This window comes from Solimonas marina, from assembly GCF_012241385.1.
In the GTDB taxonomy this organism is placed as follows: domain Bacteria; phylum Pseudomonadota; class Gammaproteobacteria; order Nevskiales; family Nevskiaceae; genus Solimonas; species Solimonas marina.
Genome location: NZ_JAAVXB010000013.1, coordinates 64,147 through 89,433 on the forward strand (window position 1 = coordinate 64,147; position 25,287 = coordinate 89,433).

The 25,287-nt window shown below is 67.2% G+C and carries 22 protein-coding genes; 4 read left to right on the plus strand and 18 right to left on the minus strand.

Features of this window, described 5'->3' with window-relative positions; all coding sequences use genetic code 11:
• Window positions 1-3: 3 nt before the first annotated feature.
• Entirely contained in the window at window positions 4-2,007 is a 2,004-nt protein-coding gene (locus G7Y82_RS18345) for an AsmA family protein (protein ID WP_168149604.1), read from the minus strand.
• A 146-nt stretch (window positions 2,008-2,153) separates the two neighbouring features.
• On the opposite strand from G7Y82_RS18345, the gene G7Y82_RS18350 reads away from it, so the two are divergent.
• Window positions 2,154-3,449, plus strand: coding sequence for a nitrate regulatory protein (locus G7Y82_RS18350; protein ID WP_168149605.1), 1,296 nt, complete (start codon window positions 2,154-2,156; stop codon window positions 3,447-3,449).
• A 206-nt stretch (window positions 3,450-3,655) separates the two neighbouring features.
• Here the strand turns inward: G7Y82_RS18350 and G7Y82_RS18355 are convergent, their stop codons facing one another.
• The gene (locus G7Y82_RS18355) at window positions 3,656-4,075 is read right to left on the minus strand and encodes a VOC family protein (protein ID WP_168149606.1); all 420 of its coding nucleotides are present in this window, start codon (window positions 4,073-4,075) and stop codon (window positions 3,656-3,658) included.
• A gap of 350 nt (window positions 4,076-4,425) precedes the next feature.
• On the opposite strand from G7Y82_RS18355, the gene dusA reads away from it, so the two are divergent.
• Genes dusA through G7Y82_RS18370 form a run of 3 tightly spaced genes read left to right on the plus strand, consistent with a single transcriptional unit; the run spans window position 4,426 to window position 6,779 of the window.
• Window positions 4,426-5,442, plus strand: coding sequence for a tRNA dihydrouridine(20/20a) synthase DusA (gene dusA / locus G7Y82_RS18360; RefSeq protein ID WP_168149607.1), 1,017 nt, complete (start codon window positions 4,426-4,428; stop codon window positions 5,440-5,442).
• Window positions 5,443-5,484: 42 nt separating this feature from the next.
• Window positions 5,485-5,991, plus strand: a complete 507-nt coding sequence (locus G7Y82_RS18365) for a peptidylprolyl isomerase (RefSeq protein WP_168149608.1) — start codon at window positions 5,485-5,487, stop codon at window positions 5,989-5,991.
• A gap of 11 nt (window positions 5,992-6,002) precedes the next feature.
• Window positions 6,003-6,779, plus strand: a complete 777-nt coding sequence (locus G7Y82_RS18370) for a UDP-2,3-diacylglucosamine diphosphatase (protein ID WP_168149609.1) — start codon at window positions 6,003-6,005, stop codon at window positions 6,777-6,779.
• Window positions 6,780-6,785: 6 nt separating this feature from the next.
• On the opposite strand, the gene G7Y82_RS18375 is transcribed toward G7Y82_RS18370, so the two are convergent.
• The 16 genes from G7Y82_RS18375 to asd form a co-directional block, all read right to left on the minus strand.
• Window positions 6,786-7,784: a cation diffusion facilitator family transporter gene (locus G7Y82_RS18375; RefSeq protein WP_168149610.1), complete on the minus strand. Its 999-nt coding sequence runs from the start codon at window positions 7,782-7,784 to the stop codon at window positions 6,786-6,788.
• Window positions 7,785-7,848: 64 nt separating this feature from the next.
• Window positions 7,849-8,634 (minus strand): ferritin-like domain-containing protein, encoded by a 786-nt coding sequence (locus G7Y82_RS18380; RefSeq protein WP_168149611.1) that lies wholly within the window; start codon window positions 8,632-8,634, stop codon window positions 7,849-7,851.
• The gene (locus tag G7Y82_RS18385) at window positions 8,631-9,653 is read right to left on the minus strand and encodes a synaptic vesicle VAT-1 family membrane protein (protein WP_168149612.1); all 1,023 of its coding nucleotides are present in this window, start codon (window positions 9,651-9,653) and stop codon (window positions 8,631-8,633) included. The genes G7Y82_RS18380 and G7Y82_RS18385 overlap by 4 nt, the downstream gene beginning before the upstream one ends.
• 21 nt (window positions 9,654-9,674) lie before the next feature.
• On the minus strand, window positions 9,675-10,862 hold the full coding sequence (locus G7Y82_RS18390) for an O-succinylhomoserine sulfhydrylase (protein WP_168149613.1): 1,188 nt from the start codon (window positions 10,860-10,862) through the stop codon (window positions 9,675-9,677).
• Window positions 10,863-11,089: 227 nt separating this feature from the next.
• The gene (purF, locus tag G7Y82_RS18395; protein ID WP_168149614.1) at window positions 11,090-12,604 is read right to left on the minus strand and encodes an amidophosphoribosyltransferase; all 1,515 of its coding nucleotides are present in this window, start codon (window positions 12,602-12,604) and stop codon (window positions 11,090-11,092) included.
• A gap of 2 nt (window positions 12,605-12,606) precedes the next feature.
• Complete coding sequence (locus G7Y82_RS18400; RefSeq protein WP_168149615.1) at window positions 12,607-13,137, minus strand: CvpA family protein; 531 nt, start codon at window positions 13,135-13,137, stop codon at window positions 12,607-12,609.
• A gap of 216 nt (window positions 13,138-13,353) precedes the next feature.
• Window positions 13,354-14,130 carry an SPOR domain-containing protein gene (locus G7Y82_RS18405; protein WP_168149616.1) on the minus strand — a complete coding sequence of 259 codons (777 nt, stop codon included), beginning with the start codon at window positions 14,128-14,130 and terminating at the stop codon, window positions 13,354-13,356.
• Complete coding sequence (folC, locus tag G7Y82_RS18410; protein ID WP_366515698.1) at window positions 14,123-15,385, minus strand: bifunctional tetrahydrofolate synthase/dihydrofolate synthase; 1,263 nt, start codon at window positions 15,383-15,385, stop codon at window positions 14,123-14,125. The genes G7Y82_RS18405 and folC overlap by 8 nt, the downstream gene beginning before the upstream one ends.
• Before the next feature lie 19 nt (window positions 15,386-15,404).
• The gene (accD, locus tag G7Y82_RS18415) at window positions 15,405-16,301 is read right to left on the minus strand and encodes an acetyl-CoA carboxylase, carboxyltransferase subunit beta (RefSeq protein ID WP_168149617.1); all 897 of its coding nucleotides are present in this window, start codon (window positions 16,299-16,301) and stop codon (window positions 15,405-15,407) included.
• Between the two features lie 8 nt (window positions 16,302-16,309).
• A complete protein-coding gene (gene trpA / locus G7Y82_RS18420; protein ID WP_168149618.1) occupies window positions 16,310-17,170 on the minus strand; it encodes a tryptophan synthase subunit alpha in 861 nt (286 codons plus the stop codon).
• Window positions 17,171-17,279: 109 nt separating this feature from the next.
• Window positions 17,280-18,479, minus strand: a complete 1,200-nt coding sequence (gene trpB / locus G7Y82_RS18425; RefSeq protein WP_168149619.1) for a tryptophan synthase subunit beta — start codon at window positions 18,477-18,479, stop codon at window positions 17,280-17,282.
• Window positions 18,476-19,132 carry a phosphoribosylanthranilate isomerase gene (locus tag G7Y82_RS18430; protein WP_168149620.1) on the minus strand — a complete coding sequence of 219 codons (657 nt, stop codon included), beginning with the start codon at window positions 19,130-19,132 and terminating at the stop codon, window positions 18,476-18,478. Before G7Y82_RS18430 ends, trpB begins: the two co-directional genes overlap by 4 nt.
• 93 nt (window positions 19,133-19,225) lie before the next feature.
• A complete protein-coding gene (truA, locus tag G7Y82_RS18435) occupies window positions 19,226-20,011 on the minus strand; it encodes a tRNA pseudouridine(38-40) synthase TruA (RefSeq protein WP_168149621.1) in 786 nt (261 codons plus the stop codon).
• Window positions 20,012-20,017: 6 nt separating this feature from the next.
• Entirely contained in the window at window positions 20,018-22,789 is a 2,772-nt protein-coding gene (locus tag G7Y82_RS18440) for a FimV/HubP family polar landmark protein (RefSeq protein WP_168149622.1), read from the minus strand.
• A gap of 157 nt (window positions 22,790-22,946) precedes the next feature.
• Window positions 22,947-23,972, minus strand: coding sequence for an aspartate-semialdehyde dehydrogenase (locus G7Y82_RS18445; RefSeq protein ID WP_168149623.1), 1,026 nt, complete (start codon window positions 23,970-23,972; stop codon window positions 22,947-22,949).
• Between the two features lie 132 nt (window positions 23,973-24,104).
• Complete coding sequence (gene asd, locus G7Y82_RS18450; protein ID WP_168149624.1) at window positions 24,105-25,217, minus strand: aspartate-semialdehyde dehydrogenase; 1,113 nt, start codon at window positions 25,215-25,217, stop codon at window positions 24,105-24,107.
• Between the last annotated feature and the right edge of the window lie 70 nt (window positions 25,218-25,287).

Sequence of the window (25,287 nt, forward strand, 5' to 3'; positions counted from 1 at the left end):
CGCTTATTTCGCCCGTTTGGGCGGCGGCACCGGCTTACCTGCCTGCAAGTCGTGAATCATCGCCGCGCAATCATTGTCCGGGCCCAGGCCGAGCTGGATGGTCGGCAGCAAGGCCGCCAGCGGCGTCAGCAGTACGCCCAGTGCAACCGCCGCGCCGCCGCGCACGGCCAGCGCACCGGGGTTGGGCATGATGTGTGGCGCGCGCAGCGAGCCGGTGATGTCGATCGGCGCGGCCAGCGAGCCAATGTTCATGCGCTTGGGTTGTGTGCGCAGCGTGTAGTCGAGCTTTTCCTTGCCGAGGTCGATAGTGCCATCGCCGAGGATATTGGCTTCCGTGGTGTCGAACAGCAGGGTCTTGGTGTCGACCACGCCGCCCTGCATGCCTAGATCGGCAACCATGCAACGCATCTGCGCGCGACGCGGCAGCCCCAGCGCCGAGATCAGCGAGTTGCCGAGATCGAGCCCGGCCAGATTGACGAGTAGCGCGCTGACGTCGCCGCCGGTCATGAACAGCTTGAGACTGCCGTCGCCATCGCCGAGCAGCGCCGCCAGGGAATTGCCGTGCGCGTCGAAAGTCATCGAGCCACCGATCTTGCCCGTGCCCCGAAATACCGACAGCTTGTTCATGACCTTGCTGAAATCGAGCTCGCGAAAATCGACGTCGGCCTGTGCATGCAGCGGGTCATGTCGCCCGTCGAGTTCGATGTTGGCAAGCGCACTGCCCTTGCCGACACCTAGGCGCAGCGGCTTGACGGTGATGTCGCCGTCGGTGATCACCAGATGGCCGTCGAGCGAGTCGAGCGGCATGGTGTCACTGACGACTTTTGCCACCTTGTAGCGCACGTCGAGATCGGCGGCACGGATACGCGGCAGCGCGATCGGCGTGTCCGGCAGCAGCTTGCCGGTCTTGGCCTGCGCCTTGCGCTGCGACTTCTGCGCAGCACTGTCGTTCGGTGCATCGGCAGCGCCGGGCGTGGCGCCAATGAAGCCACCCAGATCGCTCCAGACGACTTGCTTCGAGTGCGCGTCTATCGTCACCCGGCGCCGCACGTCGCCATGCGCCGGCATCACGCTGACATCTCCGGCGATGTCGCTCTGCCCGTAGTGACCGTCGACGTTGCGAAAGCGGATCGCGCCGCTGCCACGGTCGTAGTCCAGATCGCCGGCGATTTCGTAGGGCGGTGACGGCGGCAACGGCACGCCGGTCAGCGGATACAGGTCGGCAATATTCTGCCCGCGAAAGTCGAGCTTGAGCTTGGCGCCGCCGAAGCGCAGCGGATCGAGTAGCGTGCCTTTCAACGTCACCTGTGTGGCGCCGTTCTTGACCAGCAGATCGACTGGATACGGATGCGCGGCGTCGCGCAGCGTCAGCACCGAACCGCCGATGAAGCGGCCACTGATCGGTGCGTCGGCATAGCGGCCGTCTATGTCGACATGAATCGTCGGCTCGGTACTGCCCGCACGGCCTTGGGCGTTGTCTTCGGTGTGAATTTTCAGACGAAAGTCCGATTTGAAGTTCGGCTCGACGATGTGCACGTCGCCGTCATGGACCACCAGCCGGCCGATGTCGATCGCCAGCGGCTTGCCGGTCGGCTTTTGGTCCTTGGACTGCAACGCATCGAACTGATAGTTCGGCTTGCCCGACGGGCCAGGCCCGAGATCACCCATCGGCTTGTCGATCTCGATGTCGAGTAGCGACACACGTCCGTGAAACCATGCCCAGGGGTCGACATGAATGGCCAGTCGCTGCACGGTGGCAAGCTCGCTACCTTTCGGGAATTCAGGCGGATTGGCGATGGCAATGCCGTCGGCGATGATCCACGGATGCCAGCGCAGCTTGATGTCGAAATGCTGCAGCGTGATCGGCCGACCGAGCGCCGCCGACGCCTGACGCTCGACCAGCGGCCGAAACCAGTTCCAGTCCCAGAAAACGACCAGCAGGATCACCGCCAGCACGAGCACGGCAACGCCGTAGCGACCGAGATGCCGCGTGGCTGGCCGGGTCATCGTCTTCGCCTCCTGATCTGACGTTTCGGGATTCGGACTCGATCGTTCTACGCGGAGGCTGACCGCACGCTGACGACATGACGATGGATGGCTTGGGCGCGCATGATGGTGCACGCCATGGCCTGCTTATTGCGTCGCCGCGCACGATGAGCCACAACCCTGTCTCCACGCGTCCAGCCGAGCAATTCCTGCTCGCCGCCAAGCGCGCCGAAATCCAGGCGCTGAAGTCGCTTGCGGCCAATTGCGAGGTGGTTGCGCTCACTGGCGAACTGATACACAGCCTGCAGCGCGAGCGCGGCATCAGCAATGTCTTTCTTGCCTCTGGCGGCACCCGTTTTGCCGGCCAGCGACTGGTGCAGGCCAGCAACAGCCAGGCCAGCGCCGCGGCCCTGATCGCGCGTTTCGACGTGCACGCGCTGGAAGACAGCCGAGGCATCGCCGGCATGCGCCTGCTCAACGGCATCGCCTTCGTGCTGCAAGGGCTCGATGAACTCGACGGACTGCGTCAGCGCATCGCGCTGTTGCAGGTCTCGCCGCTCGACACCATGCATGCGATCAGCCGCCTGATCGCCGGCCTGCTGGCGATCATCTTCTCCGCCGCCGACATTTCGAACAATCCGGCGGTCACCGCGCTGCTGGTGGCGCTGTTCAATCTGCTGCAGGGCAAGGAATACGCCGGACAGGAGCGCGGACTCGGCAGCATGGGCTTTGCCGCCGGTCACTTCGACGAGACTCTGTGCGAACGGCTGCTGCATCTACAGCAAGGCCAGACGCGCAGCTTCGTCGAATTCCAGAAGTTCGCCGACGCAGAAATGCAACAGGACTGGCTACGACTCGAAAACAGCGCGCAGTTCGCCGAACTGAGCAAGCTGCGCGGCGTCATCGCGCGCCTTGCCGATGGCGCGCCGGTCACGCCGGAAATCAGCGAGGTCTGGTACGAACTGACCACCTGGCGCATCGATCGCATGCACGATCTGGAGCAGGCGCTGACCGATGCGCTGCTGGCCACCAGCCGCCAGCAGCTCGAAACCGCCAAGGCCAGCCAGCAGATCTACCAGACACATGTCAGCACGCTGAGCGGGAGCGTCGCCGACGACCGTTCGAGCAGCCTGTTCGACCCGCTGCCGATCCCGGGCGACGACGAGACGCAGACCGCGCCGACGGTGACACCGGAGCTGGCGCGTTCGGTGCACGAACTGGTGCGCGCGCAGGCCGACCACATCCGCCAACTCAGCGAGGAGCTGGCGTCGAGCCGCCGCGCCCTCGCCGACCGCAAGTGCATCGAGCGCGCCAAGGGCATCCTGATGAAGTCGCTGGGCATCAGCGAGGAACAGGCCCACGCGCGCCTGCAACGCCAGGCGATGACCCGCAACATGCGCCTCGTCGACCTCGCCAACGCCGTCATCGAAACCCACGAGGCGACACGCGGCGCCCTGCCCTGAGCGGCGGCTCGCACCGGCAGCAGATCCGGGCCATGCGCGTGCCTCGATACACCGCGCTACGCGCGGCACTCGGCATGAACGGTTCGGGGAATTCTCAAAGCGCCTGAGGAGCGTTGTAGCAGCGGCGCAAGCCGCGACCTGGGAGCGATCCCCAGCCTAGCGTCGCCGCTCGCGCCGCTCCTGCAGGACACGCGGTTGACGAACGCTCACGCCGTGACACCGCCCGCCGGCATCGCCGTCATGTCCATCCACATCGCGCCCCAGATATGCCCGTCGGGGTCGGCCATGTCACGGCCGTACATAAAGCCGTGCTCCTGGACCGGGTTGATGTCGGCAGTGCCGCCGTTCGCGGCGGCCGCGGCGTTCATCGCATCAACCGCCTCGCGGCTGTCGCAGGACACATTGAGGGCCACCTCGCTCGACGTCGACGGCGGAATCGGACGATCCGTGAACGTGCGCCACTTGTCGTGCGTCACCAGCATGACCTTGATTGCCTCGCTCCAGACCATGCAGGCCGCCGTGTCGTCGGTGAAGCGCGCATCGTTGGTAAAGCCGAGCGCCTGGTAGAAGCGCATCGAGACGCCGAGATCAGCGACCGGCAGGCTGATGAAAATCATCTTGGACATGGTGACTCCGATGAATTCGAGAATGGCGACAATAGCGCCGCCTCTGGTCCGACGAATGAGACGCCGCCATTTCGACATAGCTGGGCCGGCTCTCGCGGCCGCACCGCGCCTGCGGGACTATGCGGATCATCGAGATGAAGTCGCGATCACCGCCGGAGAATCGGCTCGGACGCCACATCGAACGTGGCGGCCGAAAACCATACGCGCCTTCCCGCGAACCATGCCCTCGGAGGAGTGGCGCAAGCCGCGACTCGCCGACGACCACCGCCGCGTGCCCACGCTCGTCGGCCCGCGCTCGTGCGGGCGACGGTATTCGACGATAATGGTCGGCCGCCGACGTATCGCTGCCGATGTCCACGAACTCCGTCATTCCCGAGCCGTCCAGCCCCTGGCGCTTCTGCGTGGCGCCGATGATCGACTGGACGGACCGTCACTGCCGCTATTTCATGCGGCAGCTGTCGGCGCATGTGCGGCTCTATACCGAAATGATCACGACCGGCGCGATCCTGCACGGCGACCGCGACCGGCATTTGCGCTTCGACGCCGCCGAGCACCCGGTGGCACTGCAGCTCGGCGGCAGCGATCCGGCGGCGCTGGCGGCCTGCGCCGAGATCGGCCAGCAATACGGCTATGACGAAATCAATCTGAACTGCGGCTGCCCGTCGGATCGCGTTCAGGGCGGCGGCTTCGGCGCCTGCCTGATGCGTGAGCCGGCGCTGGTAGCCGACGCGGTGCGGGCCATGCGCGGCGCCACGTCGCTGCCAGTCACGGTCAAGCACCGCATCGGCATCGACGATTCCGACGAGTACGACTTCATGCGCCGCTTCGTCGACACCGTCGCCAATGCCGGCTGCGAGGTCTTCATCGTCCATGCACGCAAGGCCTGGTTGCAGGGCCTGTCGCCGAAGGAAAACCGCGAGATCCCGCCGCTGCGCTATGAAGCGGTGCAGCGCCTCAAGCAGGAATTTCCGCAGCTGAGCATCGTCATCAACGGCGGCCTGCGCTCGCACGAAGTCTGCGCCGAACAGCTGCAGCACCTCGACGGCGTCATGGTCGGCCGCGAGGCCTACGAGAACCCCTACTTTCTCGCCGAGGTCGACGCACGTCTGTTCGGCACCACGACGCCGGCGATGACCCGCGATGCCGTGCTTGAACGAATGACGCAGTATGCGGCGCACCAGCTGGAACACGGCGTCGCGGTCAAGCACATCACCCGTCACATCCTCGGCCTGTATCGCGGCCAGCCCGGCGGGCGCGCGTTCCGCCGCCTGCTGTCGGAGCGCGCCAGCCGCCCCGACAGTGACGCCGACCTGCTGCGCGCGGCACGCGAAGCGATGGACGCGCTACCATCGGCGGCCGCGGCCTGAGGCTCGGCCGCCTCTCACCAACGAAAACAACGGAAAAAACCGATGACCACCGAAACCACTCGCGTCCGCATCGATACCACGCTCGGCCCGATCGAGCTCGAGCTCGACGCCGCCAAGGCGCCGAAGACGGTCGCCAACTTCGTGCAGTACGCCAACGACGGCCACTACGACGGCCTCGTTTTCCACCGCGTGATCAAGGGCTTCATGATCCAGGGCGGCGGCTACGACGGCGAGTACGACCAGCGCCGCACCCGTGCGCCGATCGCGATCGAATCGGCCAACGGCCTGAAGAACGACCGCGGCACGATCGCGATGGCGCGCACGTCCGATCCGAACTCGGCGACGTCGCAGTTCTTCATCAATCATGGCGACAACGATTTCCTCAACCATCCGGGCCAGGACGGCTACGGCTACGCGGTGTTCGGCAAGGTGACGGAAGGCCTCGACGTGGTCGACAAGATCGCCGATACGCCGACCGGCAACACCCGCCCGTTCGGCCGCGACGTGCCGGTCACGCAGGTCGTGATCGAAAAGGTGACGGTGCTCTAAAAGCCGATCCCGTGATATTGCTGTTATCGGATTTGCATCTGCCGAACGAGCCCTCGCCGCTGCGCGAGGGCTTTTTGCATTTCCTGGCAGGACCGGCGCGCAAGGCCGAGGCGGTCTACATTCTCGGCGACCTGTTCGAATACTGGGTCGGCGACGATGTCGGGCTGGTCGACTACGCGCCCGAGATCAAGGCGCTGCGCGACCTCACCGACCGCGGCGTACGCGTCCATTTCATGGCCGGCAATCGCGACTTCCTGGTCGGCCAGCGCTTTGCCGCGGCCACCGGCGTGACGCTGCTCGAAGATCCGCTGGTGGTCACGCTCGGCGGCGTGCCGACGCTGCTGTCGCACGGCGATCGTTACTGCACGGACGACCGTGGCTATCAGCGCTGGCGCCGCTTCTCGCGTAATCGCGTCGCACAGTGGCTGTTCCGACGCCTGCCACAGACGCGTCGGCATGCGATCGCCGGCGGGCTACGCCACCAGAGCGGGGCCGAGAAGCGCAACAAGCCGTCGGCGATCATGGACGTCAACGACGTGGCGATTCGTACGGCGCTGACCCGTCAGGTCGTGACGCGCATGATCCACGGCCACACGCACCGCCCCGCCGATCACCTGCTGCAGCTACGCGGCGGCATCCGCGCAACGCGCATCGTGCTCGCCGATTGGCGCGAGGCCGGCCCGAGCGGCGCACCGTTGATGGAGTATCTGAAGGTCGACGACGGCGGCGTCATGCGCGTACAGCTCGACCGGCCGATCCCGGACGCAGCGACCGCCGCGAACGCCTGAAGACTGCTAGGCGGCGCAGCCCTGCACCGGCGTCGCGCAGGGGCAATCCTCGATCTGGATGGTGCTGTGCTCGACACCGAAACGCTGGTGCAGCAACTCGTGGATCGCCACCAGCGTCGCATCGCGTTCAACGTCGCTGCGCAGCGTCGCATGCAAGGTGACGATCGGCTTGTCGTCGCTCAGCGACCAGGCATGCACATGATGGACGCTGTCGACCGCACCGATGTTGTCTTCGATGGCACTGACGATGGCCTGCTCGTCCAGCCCCGGCGGCGTGCCTTCGAGCAGAACATGCGCTGACTGTCGCGCGATCGCCCAGCCGGTGCGCAACATCAGCAGCGCGACGAACGCCGACAGCAGCGGATCGGCGATCATCCAGCCGCGCCACCAGATCAGCGCGCCGGCGACCAGTGCCGCGACGCTGCCGAGCAGATCGCCAAGCACGTGCGCCAGCGCGCCGCGGACATTGAGGTTCTGTTCGCCACCGGAGAGGATCGCGAATGCGGCGATGTTGACGATCAGGCCGATCGTGGCGATCAGCATCACCATGCCGCCGGCCACCGCTTCCGGCTGCCAGAGACGCAGCACCGCCTCGACGACGATCCACGCCGACAGCACCAGCAAGGCCAGGCCGTTGACGAAGGCGGCCAGCACCTGCCAGCGGTGGTGGCCATAGCTCATCGCCGGCGTCGCCGGACGGCGCGCGGCACGCACCGCGAAGAACGCCATCGCCAGCGACGCGGCATCGGTCAGCATGTGCGCGGCGTCGGCCAGCAGCGCCAGTGAATCGGCGAGCAGACCGCCGGTCACCTCGGCGATCATGAAGCCGCCCGTCAGCAGCAACGCCCAGAACAACGCGCTTTCGGACGCGTGCGCGCCGTGCGAATGGACATGGCCGGGGCCGTGATGATGGCCGTGCCCGTGGTCGCCGTGCGCATGGGCGTGGCCATGATCGTGCGCGTGATCGTGGCGATGGTCATGCGAGGGCGAATGGTCGTGCGGCATCGGTCAAAACAGTCGTCGGCTAACGCTCACAGTATGACGGGTTCCGGTCCCGCCGGTGACGACTTCAGCGGCGCTCGGCACTCGCCAGCGCCAGTTCCGATTCGGCAAACCCGGCGGCGCGGCGCGCCTCCAGGTTCAGCGGCGCGCGCAGGCGTACACCGTGCTCGGCGAGCAGCGTCGCAAACGTCGCATCCGGCGCCAGGCCGCGCTGCGCGCACAGGTGGCGGAACCAGCGCGTGCCGATTTCCACGTGGCCGACTTCCTCGCGCAGGATCACGTCGAGGATCGCCACCGTTTCGGTATCGCCGGCCTCGCGCAGGCGCTGCATCATGCCGGGCGTGACGTCGAGACCGCGCGCCTCCAGCACACGCGGCACCAGCGCCATACGCAACAGCGGATCGTGCGCGGTTTTCTCGGCCGCCTCCCACAAGCCGTTGTGCGCGGTGAAATCGCCGTAGTCGTAGCCGACCGACTGCAGGCGCGCGCGCAGCATCGCGAAGTGCCGAGCCTCGTCCTGCGCGACGCTGAGCCAGTCCGCGTAGTAGCGCGCCGGCATGCCAGTGAAGCGCCAGCCGGCGTCCAGCGCCAGGTTGATCGCGTTGAATTCGATATGCGCGATCGCATGCATCAGCGCCGCGCGGCCGTCGACCGTGCCGAGACCGCGATGCGGCACGTCGCGCGGATGCACCAGGGTCGGCCGCGCCGGCCGCCCCGGCAGCGGGCGCGGGTCGTCGGCATCGAGCGGCGCAGGATCGGCAAGGCTCAGCACGGCGACGCGCCGGCACTTCTCGCCGGGATCGGTTTCGACGAGCGCGGCGTGCCAGCGCCGGCGGTCGATGCCGTCGTTCACGACGCGACCGTCAGCACGACCTTGCCGGTATTGCGCCGCGCCTCGATATAGGCCTGCGCCTCGCCGACCTGTTCGAAGCCGAACGCACGGTCGACGTGGGGCCGCACCCAGCCGTCGTCGATACCGGCCAGCACGTCCTGCATCCACGCGCGAATCTTGTCGACCTCGTGCCACAGATGGCCGAGATTGACGCCGAACACGGCGCGGTTGTCGTTCATCAGGCTGATCGGATTGAACAGCGGCAGGCCGGCAACGACGTCGAGCAGACGCAGCGGCCCGATCAACCAGCTTTCGGTGACGCGGGAGATGCCGAACATGCCGAGCCGGCCGGTATGACGCAACGCGCGATAGCTGCGCTTCCAGTGCCGGCCGCCAAGCGGGTCGATGATCAGCTCGACACCGCGGTCGCCGCTGAGCCGCATCAGCTCGGGTCGCCAGTCCTTGCCGCGATAGTCGATGGCCGCATGCAGGCCGCGCTCGCGCAGGAATGCATGCTTGCCGGCGCTGGCGGTGCCGTAGATCGTCGCGCCGACATGGCGCGCCACGTCGATCGCCGCCAGGCCGACGCCGCCACCGGCGTTGTGGATCAGCACCGTCTCGCCGGCGCGCAGCGCGCCGACCACGACCAGCAACTGCCAGGCGGTCAGATAGTTCACCGGCACTGCTGCGGCCTGCTCGAAGCTCAGCGCTGCCGGCTTGGCGAAGACCTGCGCCGCCGGCACGACGACGCAGTCGGCATAGCCGCCGAAGCGCGTCAGCGCGAAGACCTCGCGGCCGATCCAGTGCGCGTCCTGATCGGCGCCGACCGCGTCGACCACGCCGGCGACCTCATAGCCGACCACGCACGGCAGCTTCGGCGCGTCCGGATACAGGCCCTGGCGCGCGAGGATGTCGGCGAAGTTGATGCCGATCGCCCGCACGCGAATGCGCAGTTCGCCGGCGGCCGACGACGGGTCGGCCGCCTCGCGTATCTGCAGTTTCTCCGGGCCGCCGCGCCCGGTGATGTAGATCTGCCGCATGCGCCGCGCTCCTTGGCCTGGCTACAGAGTCAGGCCCCGCGCCAGATCCGCCGTCAGGTCCTTGAGGTCTTCGAGGCCGACCGCAACACGCAGCAGGCCCTCGCCGATGCCGGCCTGCGCGCGCGCCTCGGCACTGATGCGGCCGTGCGTGGTCGTTGCCGGATGCGTGATCGTCGTGCGCGTATCGCCGAGGTTGGCGGTGATCGAAATCAGCCGCGTGCTGTCGACGACGCGCCACGCCGCGTCGCGGCCGCCTTCGACCTCGAACGCGACGACCGCGCCGAAGCCCGACTGCTGATGCCGCGCCAGCTCGTGCTGCGGATGCGTGACCAGCCCCGGGTAATGCACGCGGGCGACGGTCGGCTGCTCGCTGAGCCACTCGGCCAGGCCGTGCGCGTTCTCGCAGTGCGCCTTCATGCGCACCGCCAGCGTTTCCAGGCCCTTGAGGAACACCCAGGCATTGAACGGGCTCATGCACGGCCCGGCGGTGCGCATGAAGCCGAAGACGTTCTTACCGACGCGCTGTGCGTCGCCGACGATGGCGCCGCCGACGCAGCGGCCCTGGCCGTCGATGTACTTGGTCGCCGAATGAATCACCAGATCGGCACCGAGCTTCAGCGGCTGCTGCAAGACCGGCGTCAAAAAGCAGTTGTCGACCGCCAGCAAGGCACCGTGGCGATGTGCGATGTCGGCCAGCGCGGCGATGTCGACCAGCTCGACCAGCGGATTGGTCGGCGTCTCCGCGAACAGCAGCTTGGTGTTCGGCTGAACCGCCGCTTCCCACGCCGCAACGTCGGTCTGATCGACGAAGCTGATGGTGATGCCGAACTTGGTCAGGATGTTGCCGAACAGATTGATCGTCGAGCCGAACAGGCCGCGCGAGCTGACGATGTGATCGCCCTGTTTGAGCAGCGCCAGACACATCGTCATCACCGCCGCCATGCCGCTGGCGGTGGCCACGCAGCTCTCGCCGCCTTCCATCGCCGCCAGGCGCTTTTCGAAGGCTTCCGTGGTCGGGTTGGTAAAGCGCGAGTAGATGAAACCGGGTTCGTTGCCGGAAAACACCGCCGCCGCCTGCGCGGCGCTGCCGAACACATAGCTCGACGTCAGCGACACCGACGCCGAGTGTTCGCGGTTGCCGGTACGCGGTTCGGCAGCGCGCACGCCGAGCGTCGCGCTGCCCCACTCCGGATCGAAGAATTCGTTCACTGCCACCTTCCTGCGGGCAATGAAAAAGCCCGCCAGCATCCTTTGAAAATGCCAAACGGGCTCACGCCCCGTTTAGCGACATTTGTTGGTGTCCGAAGACACCGCGCCTGCAAGCTGGGAGCAAATCGGCGCCGCGTAAAGGTAAGTGCAATCGCAGCCTTGAGCAAGCCCTCGATCACCCCACCGAACCGTCCTCAGCGCGGAGCGGCGTCGCGCGCCGCGCTGCATCAAGCATTGGGCAGTTCGATGACGGTCTGCGCCTTACGCCGCGCGGCCTTCGCCGCATCCGAGCGGAACAGCTCCAGCTGGTTGAGGTATTCGGTCGTCACGTCCTGCGTGATGTATTCGCCGTTGAATACCGAGCAGTCGAAGCGCGTGATGTTCGGGTTGCCGAACTGCACCGCGTCGATCAGGTCCTCGAGATCCTGATAGATCAGGCGGTCGGCGCCCAGCATGGCCTCGAGTTCGGCGAGCGAGCGGCCGTGCGCGACCAGCTCGCTCGACGTCGGCATGTCGATGCCGTAGACGTTCGGGTAACGCACCGGCGGCGAGGCCGACGCGAAATAGACCTTCTTGGCGCCGGCGTCGCGCGCCATCTCGATGATCTCCTTCGACGTCGTGCCTCGGACGATGGAGTCGTCGACCAGCAGCACGTTCTTGCCGCGAAATTCGATGTCGACCGGATTGAGCTTCTGGCGCACCGACTTCTTGCGCTGCGCCTGCCCCGGCATGATGAACGTGCGGCCGATGTAGCGGTTCTTGATGAAGCCTTCGCGGTAGAGCACGCCGAGCCGCGCAGCGAGTTCGGCGCCGGCGACGCGCGAGGTATCCGGAATCGGGATGACCACGTCGATGTCATGGTCGGCCCAATCGCGCAGGATCTTTTCGGCCAGCTTCACGCCCATGCGCAGGCGCGCCTTGTAGACGTAGATGTCGTCCATCACCGAGTCCGGGCGCGCCAGATAAACGTGCTCGAAGATGCACGGCGAGTAGATCGGGTTGGCCGCGCACTGACGCTTGTGCAGCTTGCCGTCGAGCGTGATCAGCACCGCTTCGCCGGGCGCGATGTCGTCGACGAGCTCATAACCGAGCGCATCGAGCGCCACCGACTCCGACGCGATCAGGTAGTCGTAGCCGCCCTTGGCCGCTTCGCGGCGGCCGTAGACGATCGGGCGGATGCCGTAGGGATCGCGGAAGCCGACCACGCCGTAGCCGGTGATCATCGCCACGCAGGCGTAGGCGCCGCGGCAGCGCAGATGCACGCCGGACACGGCGGCGAAGATGTCTTCCGGCGTCAGGCGCAGCACGCCGCGCTGCAGCAGCTCGTGCGCGAAGACGTTGAGCAGCACCTCCGAATCGGATTCGGTGTTGAGGTGACGGCGGTCTTCGAGGAACAGCTCCTGCTTGAGCTCTTCGGCATTGGTCAGGTTGCCGTTGTGCGACAGCGAAATGCCGAACGGCGTGTTCGTGTAGAACGGCTGCGCTTCGGCCGAGGTCGAGGTGCCGGCGGTCGGATAGCGCACGTGCGCCACGCCCATGTTGCCGCGCAGCTTGGCCATCTGATCGTCGGCGTGGAAGACGTCGCGAACCAGCCCGTTTTCCTTGCGCAGATAAAGACGGTGACCTTCATTGGTGATGATGCCCGCGGCGTCCTGGCCGCGGTGCTGGAGCATGGTCAGCGCATCGAACAGGTCGGAGTTGACGGTTGCTTGTTGCGAGACGATGCCGGCGATTCCACACATGACTAATGATCCGGTGATGAGAGCGATTTGTCGGCCACGGCAGGCGCCGCCGACAGGAAGTTGAGCCAGCGCTGCGGGATCAGCGCTTCGACGCCGTGCGCAATGCCGACGAAATGAGGAACGATGCGGGACTTCTGCCACCAGCCGTCCTGCGCGGCGCCGAGACGGCTCGCGACGATGACGAACAGGACCAGGACGATGACCGCGCGCAGCACACCGACGCCGGCGCCGAGCGTGCGGTCGGACGCCGAGAAACGGCTGTCGCGAACGGCCTGGACAACGAAATGCGTGACGATGGTGCCGACCAGCAAGGCCAGGAAAAAGACGATGCCGCAGGACACGGCTTCGCGCAGCGCCGGATCGGCGATGTGACCTTCGAGCAGATACGCCGCACGGCCGCCGAACAACGCCGCCATCAGGAATGCGAACACCCAGGTGCAGAGACTGAGAATCTCGCGGGTGAACCCGCGCACCACGCCGACAAGTACGGAGATCAGCGCTAGGGCGACGATGCAGTAGTCAATCCAGGTCATGCGACGCGCGACGTGAAGTACGCGCAATTCTACCATCGCACCGTGGCGCGCATCAGGGCGCGCGCGATGCGCGGCGTGTCGGCCAACGATCGTGCAGCCTGCCTGAAGGAACATCGCCACGCCGCCTCGATGGCGGCGACTCCCGTCCTTTCAAGGGGCTTGGCAGACGCGGCCGGCGGCCGCCCGATGGGCGGCACACTCGGCTCCTTGAGGCACTCAGGGCGAGATCAGCTGCGCGCCGGGGTATGCGCCCTTGATCTTCGCCAATGCAGCCTGCGCCTGCGACTCGCTGGCGTACGGGCCGCCGCGCACGCGGTAGATCGTGCCCTTGCTCGTCCCGACCGGGGCGATGATGTTGGGCTGACCGAGGGCCTTGAGCTTGGCCTGCACGCGGCGCGCATTGTCGATATCGGCAAAGCCGCCAACCTGCACATACCAGGGTGCCGACGTGCTCGACGCTGCCGTACTCGGGGCCGGCGGCGGCGTCGACTTCGGCGGAGCTTTGACGTCAGGTTTCGGCGCGGGCTTCGGCTTGGGCTCCGGCGCTGGCTTGGGCGGCGGAGCCGGCTTGACGGCCAGCTCGGGCTGCGGCTCCGGTTTGCTGACCGGTTTGGGCGCAGGCGGTGCGGGCTCCGCCTTCGGTGCTGGCGCCTGCTTGAGCGGCTGCGGGGTGGGAGTCGAAGCCGCCGGCGACTCGTCGCCGGGACCGTCGTCGTCCCCACCGCTGCCGACGCTCTGCAAGCCCGGATCGGTACCGTCATCGGCATCGGCGGCCGGCTCGCCGGGCGCGGCCAGCGTTTGCGGCGCACCCTGCTCCGCCGCCGACGCGACAACCGGCGGCGCATCGGACTGCACTGCGTTGAGCGGAATCGTCACCACATCGCCGCCCTTTTGACGGGTGTCGTTCGGCGTCGGCAGCAGCGACACGACGATGAAGACCAGGGCCAGCAATACCGCGGCGCCGGCGAGGCGCCGCTTCATCTTGTCATTCATGTGCATCCAGTTCATTGATCGCGGCGGCCACCGTCAGGAACGAGCCGGTCACCGCCACGCATCCGGCGGACCCGACCGCCTGCCGGGCCTCGCGCAGGGCTGATTCCATATTGTCGCAGGCTTGCGCGGCAACGCCGGTGGCGGCGAGCCGTTCCTGCAGTGCTTCGGCCGTGAGACCACGCGGGCCGGACAGACCGACCGTGTAGAGCTGATCGACGACCGGCGCCAGCGTCGTCGCCACGGTTTCGGCCGGCTTGTCGGCCAGCATGCCGAGCACCAGCGCGCGTGGCGACGGCTGATCGGCGAGAAACGACGCGAACGCCTGCGCGGCCTCGGCATTGTGTGCGACATCGAGCAACACGCCGCGGTAGGACTCACAGCGGCCGCGAAGACGCATGCCCTGCAAGGCCCGCTCGAACGCGTCGCGGCGTACCGGCCGTTGCGCCTGGCCGGCATGAATCAAAGCAAAGACACCGGCGGCATTGCGATACTGCAGCGGCCCGGCCAGCGCCGGCGGCGGCAGCTGCGTCCACCACTCGTTGCCGCCGCGCCAACTCCAGCTGCGGCCCGGGCCGATGCGGTATTCAAAGTCGCGGCCCAGGCGCAGCGTCGGCGTTTCGAGCCGCTCGGCCACGTCGAGCACCGACGCCGGCGGCTCGGGGTCGACGATCACCGCCGGCCGCCGAGCGCGAAAGATGCCGGCCTTCTCGCGACCGATTTCGTCGCGCGTGTCGCCCAGCCAGTCCTGATGATCGAGGCCGACATTGGTCAGCAGCGCCAGATCGGCATTGACGATATTGACCGCATCGAGGCGCCCGCCGAGCCCGACTTCAAGCACCTGCACCTCGACGTGCGCAGCACGGAACAGCCACAGCGCGGCCAGCGTGCCGAACTCGAAATAGGTCAGCGTGTCGTCGCCGCGGGCCGCGTCGATCGCCTCGAAGGCCGCGCACAGCGCGCCGTCGGCGACCGCCTGCCCGTCGATCTGCACGCGCTCGTTGTAGCGCAGCACATGCGGCGAGGTGTAGAGCCCGACCCGGTAGCCGGCGGCGCGGTAGATGTCGGCGGTCAGTGTGGCGCTGGAACCCTTGCCGTTGGTGCCGGCGATGGTCACCGTGAACGGCACCGCGCGCAGCAGATCGAGGCGCGCCGCAACGCGACGAACCCGGTCCAGGCCGAGTTCGATCGATTTGGGGTGAATCGACTCCTGCAGCCGCAGCCAGTCGTCGAGGCTACGATCCGTTTGCAGCGTCACACAGATCCAGGGGCTGGGTTCAGTCGGCCTGGGCTTTGGCGTCGCCCGGCTTGGCTTCTGCCGGCGCGAAATGCGTCAGCATCGCCAACAGGCGGAACAGGCGCTCGCGCATGTCGCGGCGGTCAACGATCATGTCGATCGCGCCCTTTTCGAGCAGGAACTCGGCACGTTGGAAGCCTTCCGGCAACTTCTGCCGCACGGTCTGCTCGATGACGCGCGGACCGGCGAAGCCAATCAAGGCCTTCGGTTCGGCGATCTGGATGTCGCCGAGCTGCGCAAAGCTGGCGGACACGCCGCCCATGGTCGGATGCGTCAGCACCGACACGAACGGCAGGCCACGCTCGGCGAGCTTGGCCAGCGCCGCGGAGGTCTTGGCCATCTGCAGCAGCGAGAACAGCGACTCCTGCATGCGCGCGCCACCCGAGGCGCTGAAGCACACGTAGGGCACACCGTATTCGAGGCAGGCGTTGACGCCACGGACGAATTTCTCGCCGACGACGCTGCCCATTGAGCCGCCCATGAAGCTGAATTCAAAGGCCGACGCGACCAGCGGCATGCCCATCAGGCGGCCACGCATGACGATCAGGGCGTCCTTTTCGTCGGTGTCCGACTGCGCTTCCTTGATGCGATCGACGTACTTGCGGCTGTCCTTGAACTTCAGCGGGTCCTTGGGGCCGATGTTGGCGCCGATTTCCTCGCAATGGTCGGCATCGAGGAAGTGCTTGAGACGCGCCCGCGCCGAGATCGGCCGGTGGTCACCACACTTCGGACAGACCTCCAGGGTCCGCTCCAGCTCGGCGCGATACAGCACCGACTGGCAGCTCGCACATTTGGTCCAGAGTCCCTCCGGCACGTTGCGCTTGCGCGCACCGGCGGTCAGCAGCTTCGATCCCGCAACCTTGTCCAACCAGCTCATCGATTCGGTCATGCTTTCGGCGAAACGCTGATGTTAGCCTGAATGCCATTAGCGTGTGTTGGCGGCAAACTGTCAAGCGCTTCGCGTAAGTTGGCGAGTTTTTCCTGCAAAACACCGGGCAAGCTTTCCGCCCGGTCCTGGCCGCGCTCGATCTCCGCGACCAGCGCGCTGCCGACGATGACGCCATCGGCCACCTGCCCGACCGCCTTGGCCGACGCCGCGTCGCGAATACCGAAGCCCACCGCCAACGGCAGCGCCGTATGCCGACGGATCATGTCGAGCTGGCGCGCGACGCTGGCAATGTCGAGCGTTGCCGCGCCGGTCACGCCCTTGAGCGAGACGTAGTACAGATAGCCGCTGGCCTGGCGTGCAACGGCGGCGACCCGCGCCTCGGGGCTGGTCGGTGCCAGCAGGAAGATGCTGTCGAGACCGTAGCGGCGCAGCACCGGCAGATAACCGTCGGCCTCCTCGACCGTCAGGTCGACGATCAGCACGCCGTCGACGCCGGACTGCTCGGCGCGCACGGCGAAAGCCTCGACGCCGAGCATTTCGATCGGATTGAGATAGCCCATCAGCACCACCGGCGTGTCGGCGTCGGTGCGCCGGAACTCGGCGACCATGTCGAGGATCTGCCACAGGCCGGTGCCATGCTGGAGCGCGCGTTCACAGGCCAGCTGGATGGTCGGGCCGTCGGCCATCGGGTCGGAGAACGGTACGCCGAGTTCGATGATGTCGGCGCCACCGCGCACCAGCGCATGCATCAGCGCCACGGTGTGGTCCGGATGCGGGTCGCCAGCGGTGATGTACGGGATCAGCGCCTTGCGCCCGGCGGCCTTCAGATCGGCGAAGGTCTTTTCGATTCTGCTCATGACACTCCGTGCAGACTGCGGCACTGGTCGGCCGCAGGACGGCTCGCCCCTTGGGGCGAACGGGGGTTGTGGGAGACGACGCTGTTCACGATTGCCCGCCGCGCGGTACTCAGCTCAGGGTAATCCCTTCCATGCGGGCAATCGTGAAAATATCCTTGTCGCCACGGCCGGAAAGATTGACGACCATGCGCTTGCCGGCGCCGAGCTGCGGTGCGAGCTTTTTCGCATAGGCCAGTGCATGCGCCGATTCGAGCGCCGGAATGATGCCTTCCATGCGCGTCAACTCGTGAAACGATGCCAGTGCCTCGTCGTCGTTGGCGGCAACATACTGCACGCGGCCACTGTCCTTGAGCCATGAGTGCTCCGGACCAACGCCCGGATAGTCGAGGCCAGCGGAAATCGAATGCGTGCCGAGGATCTGGCCGTTGTCGTCGGCCATGATGTAGGTGCGGTTGCCGTGCAGCACGCCGGGCCGGCCGGCCGACAGCGGCGCGGCGTGCTCGGACGTCTCGACGCCCTTGCCGCCCGCTTCGACGCCGTACATGGCGACCTGCGGGTGGCCGATGAACGGATGGAACAGACCAATCGCGTTCGAACCACCGCCGACACAGGCAACCAGCGCGTCCGGCAGCACGCCGAACTTGGTCTGGCTCTGGGCGATGACCTCGCGGCCGATCACCGACTGGAAGTCGCGCACCAGCAGCGGATACGGATGCGGTCCGGCGACGGTGCCGATCACGTAGAACGTGTCGTCGACATTGGTCACCCAGTCACGCAGCGCCTCGTTCATCGCGTCCTTGAGCGTCTTCGTGCCGCTATGCACGGGCCGCACCTCGGCGCCGAGCAGCTTCATGCGGTAGACGTTCGGCGACTGCCGCTCGACGTCCTCGGCGCCCATGTAGACCACGCACTTGAGACCCAGGCGCGCGGCGATCGTGGCGCTGGCGACGCCGTGCTGGCCGGCGCCGGTCTCGGCGATGATGCGCGTCTTGCCGAGGTGCTTGGCCAGCAAGGCCTGGCCGACCGTGTTGTTGACCTTGTGCGCGCCGGTGTGATTGAGGTCTTCGCGCTTGAGCCAGACTTCGGCGCCGCCCCAGCTCTTCGTCAGGCGCTCGGCGTGATACAGCGGCGACGGGCGGCCGACGTAGTCCGCCAGGTCACGGTCGAATTCGGCGAGAAACGCCGGGTCGTCCTTGAGGCGGAAATACGCGTCGGCCAGCTCGCGCAGCGGCTCCATCAGCGTTTCGGCGACGAACTGGCCGCCATAGGGGCCGAAATGGCCCAAGTGATCGGGAAAGTCGTAACTCATCGGGGCTCTCGGTTGAGCTTGGCATCCGCGCGACGCACCGCCGCGACGAAGGCCCGCATCTTGTCGGCGTCCTTGACGCCCGGTATTTGCTCGATGCCGCTGGAGACATCGACGGCGAACGGCCGTACCGCGGTAATACCGCGTGCGACGTTGCCCGGATTCAGGCCGCCGGCCAGCACCAGCGGCCGCGATACCTTCGGCAGATTGTCCCACACGAAGACCTGTCCGCGTCCGCCCATGCCGCCCGGCGCGTGACTGTCGAGCAGCAGGCCGCTGGCCGCAGCGTAGCGGCGCGCCTCGGCGCGCAAGCCCGTCGTCGATCGGCGCTCGCCGCCCATCGCCACCGCCTTGAGAAACGGCACGCCGAAGCTGGCGCAGAAATCCGGCGCTTCGCTACCGTGAAACTGCAGCAGGTCCGGCCGGATCGCATCGATCGCGTCCTGCACGAACGCTGCATCCGGGTCCCTGAACAGCGCGACGCTGCTGACGAAGGGCGGCAGGCCGGCACGCAGCTTGGCGGCCTGCTCGACGCTCACGTGACGGGGACTGGCCGGGACCAGGATCAGGCCGACGGCGTCGACGCCGAGTTCAACGGCTGCGGCCACGTCGCGGGGGCGGCGTAGTCCACAGAACTTGATGCGGGTACGGGACACGGAAACCTTTATCAATGACGGGGCCGTCACAGGCCCTCTCCTCACCACGCGCGGCGCGACACAGACCCTGGGGTCGGCGTCGCCTCGCGGCGGTCAAATTCCCGGAAACCAGGGCTGCGGCGGTTTCGGGAGGCCGAATTCTGCCGGATATTCCGGCCCCACGAAATAGAGGCCGGCGGCCGACGCGGTCGGCCCGGCGCGGGTGCGGTCGCGCGCGGCCAGCACCTCGGCCACCCATTCGACCGGCCGACGGCCGATGCCAACCTCGCCCAGCGTGCCGACGATGTTGCGCACCATGTGATGCAAAAAGGCATTGCCGGCGATGTCGAGCACCACGAACTCGCCGTGGCGACGCAGCGTCAGGCGGCGCAGCTCGCGCACCGGCGTCGGCGCCTGACACTCGGAATCGCGGAACGATGAAAAATCGTGCTCACCGAGCAAGACCTGCGCGGCCTCGCGCATGGCGTCGGCATCGAGCGGCCGCGGCCACCAGGTCGCTCGATCCACGAGCAACGCATGCCGCGCGCGACGGTTATGGATCACGTAGCGATAGCTGCGCTCGATGGCGCGGTGGCGGGCATGGAATTCGAGCGGCACCGGTCGCACCCAGCTCAGGCTGAGCTGCCGGTCGACATTGGAATTGGTGCCGAGCACCCAGGCGTACTCGTCGCGCTGCGCGTCACTGTCGAAGTGAATGACCTGCTGCAAGGCGTGCACGCCGGCGTCGGTGCGGCCGGCGGCGGTGACGACCAGCTTGTGGTCGGCGACACGCGACATCGCCCGCTCCAGCTCGGCCTGCAGCGTCTTCTGCTTGCCGAGCGCCTGCCAGCCGCAATAGCCGGTACCGACGTATTCGACGCCGGCGGCAAACCGTGCCACGCGCCGCTATCCGAGCTGGCCGAGCAGTGTCTGCGCTTCCTGCTTCTGCTGCTCGCTGCCCTGCGTCAGCACTTCGCCGAGCAGGCTGCGCGCCATTTCGTTGTCACCCATGCCGACGTAGGCGCGGGCCAGATCGAGCTTGGTGCCGACTTCGTCGCCACTGATGTCGGTCGACTCGGCCGAGACGGCATCGAAATCGAATTCCTCGACCGGGCCATCCGCCGCCGGCGTCTCGCCGTCAGCGGGCGGCGCATCGAAGTCGCCGAGGTCGAAGTCGACGGCGTGCATCGGGTCGTCGGTCGGCGGAGACTGCGGCGACTCGGGCTGCGGCGACACGTCGAAGCCACTCAAATCGAAATCGACGGCCTGCTCGCTCGACGGCGGCGTTGCGGCCGGTGCCGGTTCGGCGTGCAGCGGCGGCAGATCCAGATCGTCGAGCTGGAAGTCGAGCCCCGAATCCCCCTTGCTGAGCGGCGGCACCGGATCGAGCTCGGCGGGCTCCAGGCCCGAGGTGTCGAAATTGAAGTCGAGATGATGGTCGCCGGCCTTCGGCGCTTCCGGCTCCGGTGCCGGACTCAGCGGCGCATCGGTGGCCGGCGTATCGAGGAACGCGGTATCGAGCTCAAGCGGCTCGTGGCCGAAATCGGCTGGCGGCGGCGGTGCGGCCGACGATACCGACACGCGGTCGGCATCGCCGAACAGCGGCGAATCCGGATCGAGCTGCTGGCCCATGATCGCCAGTTTCTGCCACTCGGCGCTCGACAGCTGCGGCTTCAGCGCCGCCGCGGTTTCTTCGAATTCGGAGGTCTTGCCGGCCGCGAAATAGGTCTCGGCCAGCTTGAGCTGAATGTCGGTGCGTTCCGGATGCGCCACCGCCGCTTGCTTCAGCATCGTCGCCGCTTCGTCATAAAGACCGTAGGCGAGATGGAAATCAGCTTCGGCGACCGGATCGTTGGCGTCGAGATCAAGCGACGCGTTCTGTGCAGCGAACTGGCCGGTCAGATCGAAATCGACCGGCGGCAGCGTCTTCTGCGGCTCAAACGATGCGGCATCGGATTCGGTGGGCACGGACCCGGTCGGCGCCTCGCCGCCGTCGAGCGTGCGGGTGCCATCCAGCGTCGTCGCCTGGAACTCGCGGGTCTGCACGCGCTGCGTCGCCGTCGCGTCTTCTCCAGTCGGCCGCTCGACGGTGGTCTGCGCGAAGGCTTCCTCCCGCTCCATCGTCGCCGCTGCGGCCGCAACCGCCGCGGTGCTGGCCACGGCGGACTGATCTGACGAGCTTGAAGCGGGCGCCGTCGACGGTGCCTGGCGCGGCAGCGTCACCACCGGTGGGACCGGCGACTTGTTGCGCCGCGCACGCCAGCGCGAGAACAGGAAGCCGATGATCAGCAGCACCAGCAGCGCGATCAGCAGGGGCATCAACAAGGCCTGCAGCAAGCCGCTGCGCGGCGCCGTCTTCTTCGCTGGCGGCGCCGCTTTTTTCACCGGCTTCGGCGGTGGCGGGGTCTTGGCCTCGGCAGCTGCCGCATCCGCGGTCGCCGACGCCGTAGCATCGTTGGGCCCGGTCGCCGCCTCCGGCGTCGTGCCTTCGGTCGCGGCCGGCGCAGCCTCAGTTTTCGCCGCATCTGGCGTACTGTCGGAAGCAGGCGCCGTCGCGGCCGGGCTGGTGTTGTCACCTGCAGCCGTCGACGTCGGCGCTTCCGGCTCCGGCTCCGGCTCCGGCTCCGGCTCCGGCTCCGGCTCCGGCTCGGTGGCAGCCGGAGCGGTGGCCGTTGCCGGCTTGCTGGGCGCCACTGCGGCGCTACTGGCCGGCGGCGGCGGCTTGATCTGCATGGTGTCGATCACCGGGCGCCGCGGCACAGCCGCCGCCGTGCCGCCGTGGCGCAGCTGCGCCACGCGCGCATGCGCCGCGTCGGCACCGACCGACTGCATGTCGCTAACGCTGGGCACGCGCAACATCACGCCCTTCATCAGGCCGTTGATGCCATCACTGAATGCGCGCGGATTGCTGTTGTAGATCGCCAACAACACCTGATCCATCGTCACGTTGGCATCGCCCCGCATGCGCGTCGCGATGCTCCACAGCGTCTCGCCCGGCTTGACCGGACCGTAGAGCGCACCGGCACCCGGCATGCTGCCGTCATCCACTGCACCGGCGGACGGCGTTACGGCGGACTTGGACGTGCCCGGGGATTTCGGGCTAGCCGGCTGCGAGACCGGCGCGCGACGCTCGTCCTTCGGCGCCGACGGATGATCGACTTCAACAAAGGTGTACTTGGTCGGCGGGGTTGCCGCGGAAGCGGCCGGCAGCGAAGCCTGCGGCGTGCTGCGCGGCTGCGACGCGACCGGCGCGGGGGCGGTCGGCACCGGCGTCGATGCCCGCGCGCTGTAAGCCGGCGGATCGAGCAGTACCGTGTACTGCCGAATGATGCGCGTGCCGCCGGTATGCACTTCGAGCAGCAGCTGCAGATACGGCTCGTGGGCGATCTTGTCGCTGCTGATGTCGATGTGCGGGTTGCTGCCGCCCTTCATCGCAAAACGCAGCGACGACAAATAGTCCGGGCGCTCGATGCCGGCGCGCGTGAATTCGTCGGCAGACGCCAGCGACACTCGGATGTTGCTGGCGTCACCATCGTCAAGCGAGGTGACCGGAATCACCGCGTCGAAGCGTTCATTCAAATGGGAACGAACCTGGATATCGCCCAGGCCCAGTGCCGAAGCCGCCGTCAGCCACAGGCAGCCGGCCGCGGCCAAGACCGTCGTCACGATGCGCTTCATAGCCCTCCAAGCCCCCTTGGCGCTGCGTCGCTGATGATGCCCATTGATCTCATGCGACGGCTTAATTTGAGCGTATAAGCCCTTTTATACACGATCATTTATCCCAGCGGCCACTATTCGCGAACCGTTCGCCCGCCGTCTGCCACCGGCCACCGCGTCAGGTCAGGTGATCGCGGACCAGCAGCTCGGCGTTGGACAGTGCCGCCGACGCCGCGCAACGACGGATATTGTCGGCCGTCAGCCACAGCGCCAGCGCCAGCGGATCGCCGTCGACGCGGCGCAGACGACCGGCCTGCACGCGCGAACTGAGCGCCGCATCGGTCACCGGGCTGATACCGTCCGCGGCAAGCTGTGAAGCTTCCAGCGCAAAGTCCGGCAGCGCCTGCAGCGCAGCGGCCGCGGCTTCGACGTCGACATTGCGCTCGAAGCGCAGCGTGATGCTGGCCGAATGCCCGTAGAACACCGGCACCTGAACCAGCGTCGCCTGCACCGCCAACGTCGGCAGGCCCAGCAGCATGCGCAACTCGTCGCCGATGCGGCGCTCGCGCTCGGTAGCGCCGTCGACGCCGGCATCACCATCCTGGCCGAGCACGTTGAAGGCGATCTGCCGCGCGAAGTACTGGCGCTCGTAGGCGCGCGCGTTGAGCAGGGCCGCGGTCTCGCGCGCCAGGTCCTCCAGCGCCGGACGGCCGCCGTCGGACGCCGCCAGCAAGCCGGTCAAGGTCACCGCCTGAAGGCCGAACAAACCGTGCAGCGCACGCAGTATCGGCGCCAACGCCACATTGAGCCGGTCCGGCAGCGCGACGATGCCGCGCTCGTTGAAGCCTGCGATGGCGGCCGGATTGACGTCCGCCGCGACGACCGGAATCGCCGAGTCGCGCCAGTTCTGGCTGCTGGCATCGACGACCACGACACCGGCATCGGCGGCGCGCTCGGCCTGCGCCGTCAGCTCCGGATCGGCATCGGTGAGGAACGCCAACTGCACCTGGGTGAAGTCGAAAGTGCGCGCGTCGTCGAGCAGCAAGGGCCGGTCGGCGAAGCGGACGTCCGCCTCCGACTCCGGATCGAGCACCAGCGCCGAGGTCTCGGCCACCGGAAAGCGGCGCTCGGCCATCAAATCGAACAAAGCCTCGGCCACCGGGCTGTCCGCGCCAATGACCGCTATCTCCAACCGCTTCGACATGCATGCTCCAGAAACAAAGAACCCGTCCGCGAGGACGGGTTGCGGGTCGACATTCTAGGCGAATCGCTCGGCGCCGAACGAGCGGCACACCGAGATCGGCGGAGATGAGGACCGGCGCTGCCGCGCTTCGGTTCAGCCCAGCAGGATGCGCAGCATGCGGCGCAGCGGCTCGGCCGCGCCCCACAGCAGTTGGTCGCCGATCACGAACGCCGACAGGTAACCGGCGCCGAGTTCGAGCTTGCGCACGCGGCCGACACCGATCTGCAGGCTGCCGGTGATCACCGCCGGCGTCAGTTCCTGCACCGTCAGCGCGCGTTCGTTGGGCACCCACTTCACCCAGTCGTTGCCGGAGCGGATGATCGCCTCGATCTCGTCCAGCGGCAGATCGCGGGTCAGCTTGATGGTCAGCGCCAGGCTGTGGCAGCGCATCGCGCCGACACGCACGCACAGACCGTCGACCGGAATCATCGCGTCGCCGCGCTTGCCGAGGATCTTGTTGACCTCCGCGCGGCCCTTCCATTCTTCCTTGGACTGGCCGTTCGGCAACTGCGCATCGATCCACGGAATCAGGCCACCGGCCAACGGCGCACCGAAGTATTCGGTCGGCACGTCATCGCGGATGGCCGCGGCGACCTTGCGGTCGATGTCGAGGATCGCCGAGGCCGGCGTCGCCAGCTCGTCGGCCACCGCGGCGTTGACGACACCCATGCCGCGCAGCAGCTCGCGCATGTGATTGGCACCGCCGCCGGACGCGGCTTGATAGGTCATCGAGCTGACCCATTCGACCAGTCCTTCGCGGAACAAACCGCCAACGCCCATCAGCAGAATGGAATTCGTGCAGTTGCCGCCGATGTAGTTCTTGACGCCCTTGGCCAGCGCCGCGTCGATGACGTCGCGGTTGACCGGGTCAAGCACGATGACGGCATCGTCTTCCATGCGCAGCGCGCTGGCGGCATCGATCCAATAGCCGTCCCAACCGCTCGAGCGCAGCTGTGGATAGATCGCCTTCGTGTAGTCGCCGCCCTGGCAGGTGACGATCACGTCCATCGCGCGCAGCGCGTCGATGCTGGTCGCATCCTTGAGCGCCGGCGTGGCCTGGCCCTCGATCACCGGACCCGGACCACCGGCGCTGGACGTGCTGTAGAAATGCGCTTCGATCTGCGCGAAGTCGCGCTCTTGCTGCATGCGCTGCATCAGCACCGAACCGACCATGCCGCGCCAGCCAACGAATCCGACCTTCTTCATCTCACACTCTCGATATTCAGCTTCGCAGGAGCGGCGCGAGCCACGACCGGGAAAAGGCAGAAAAGCTTCC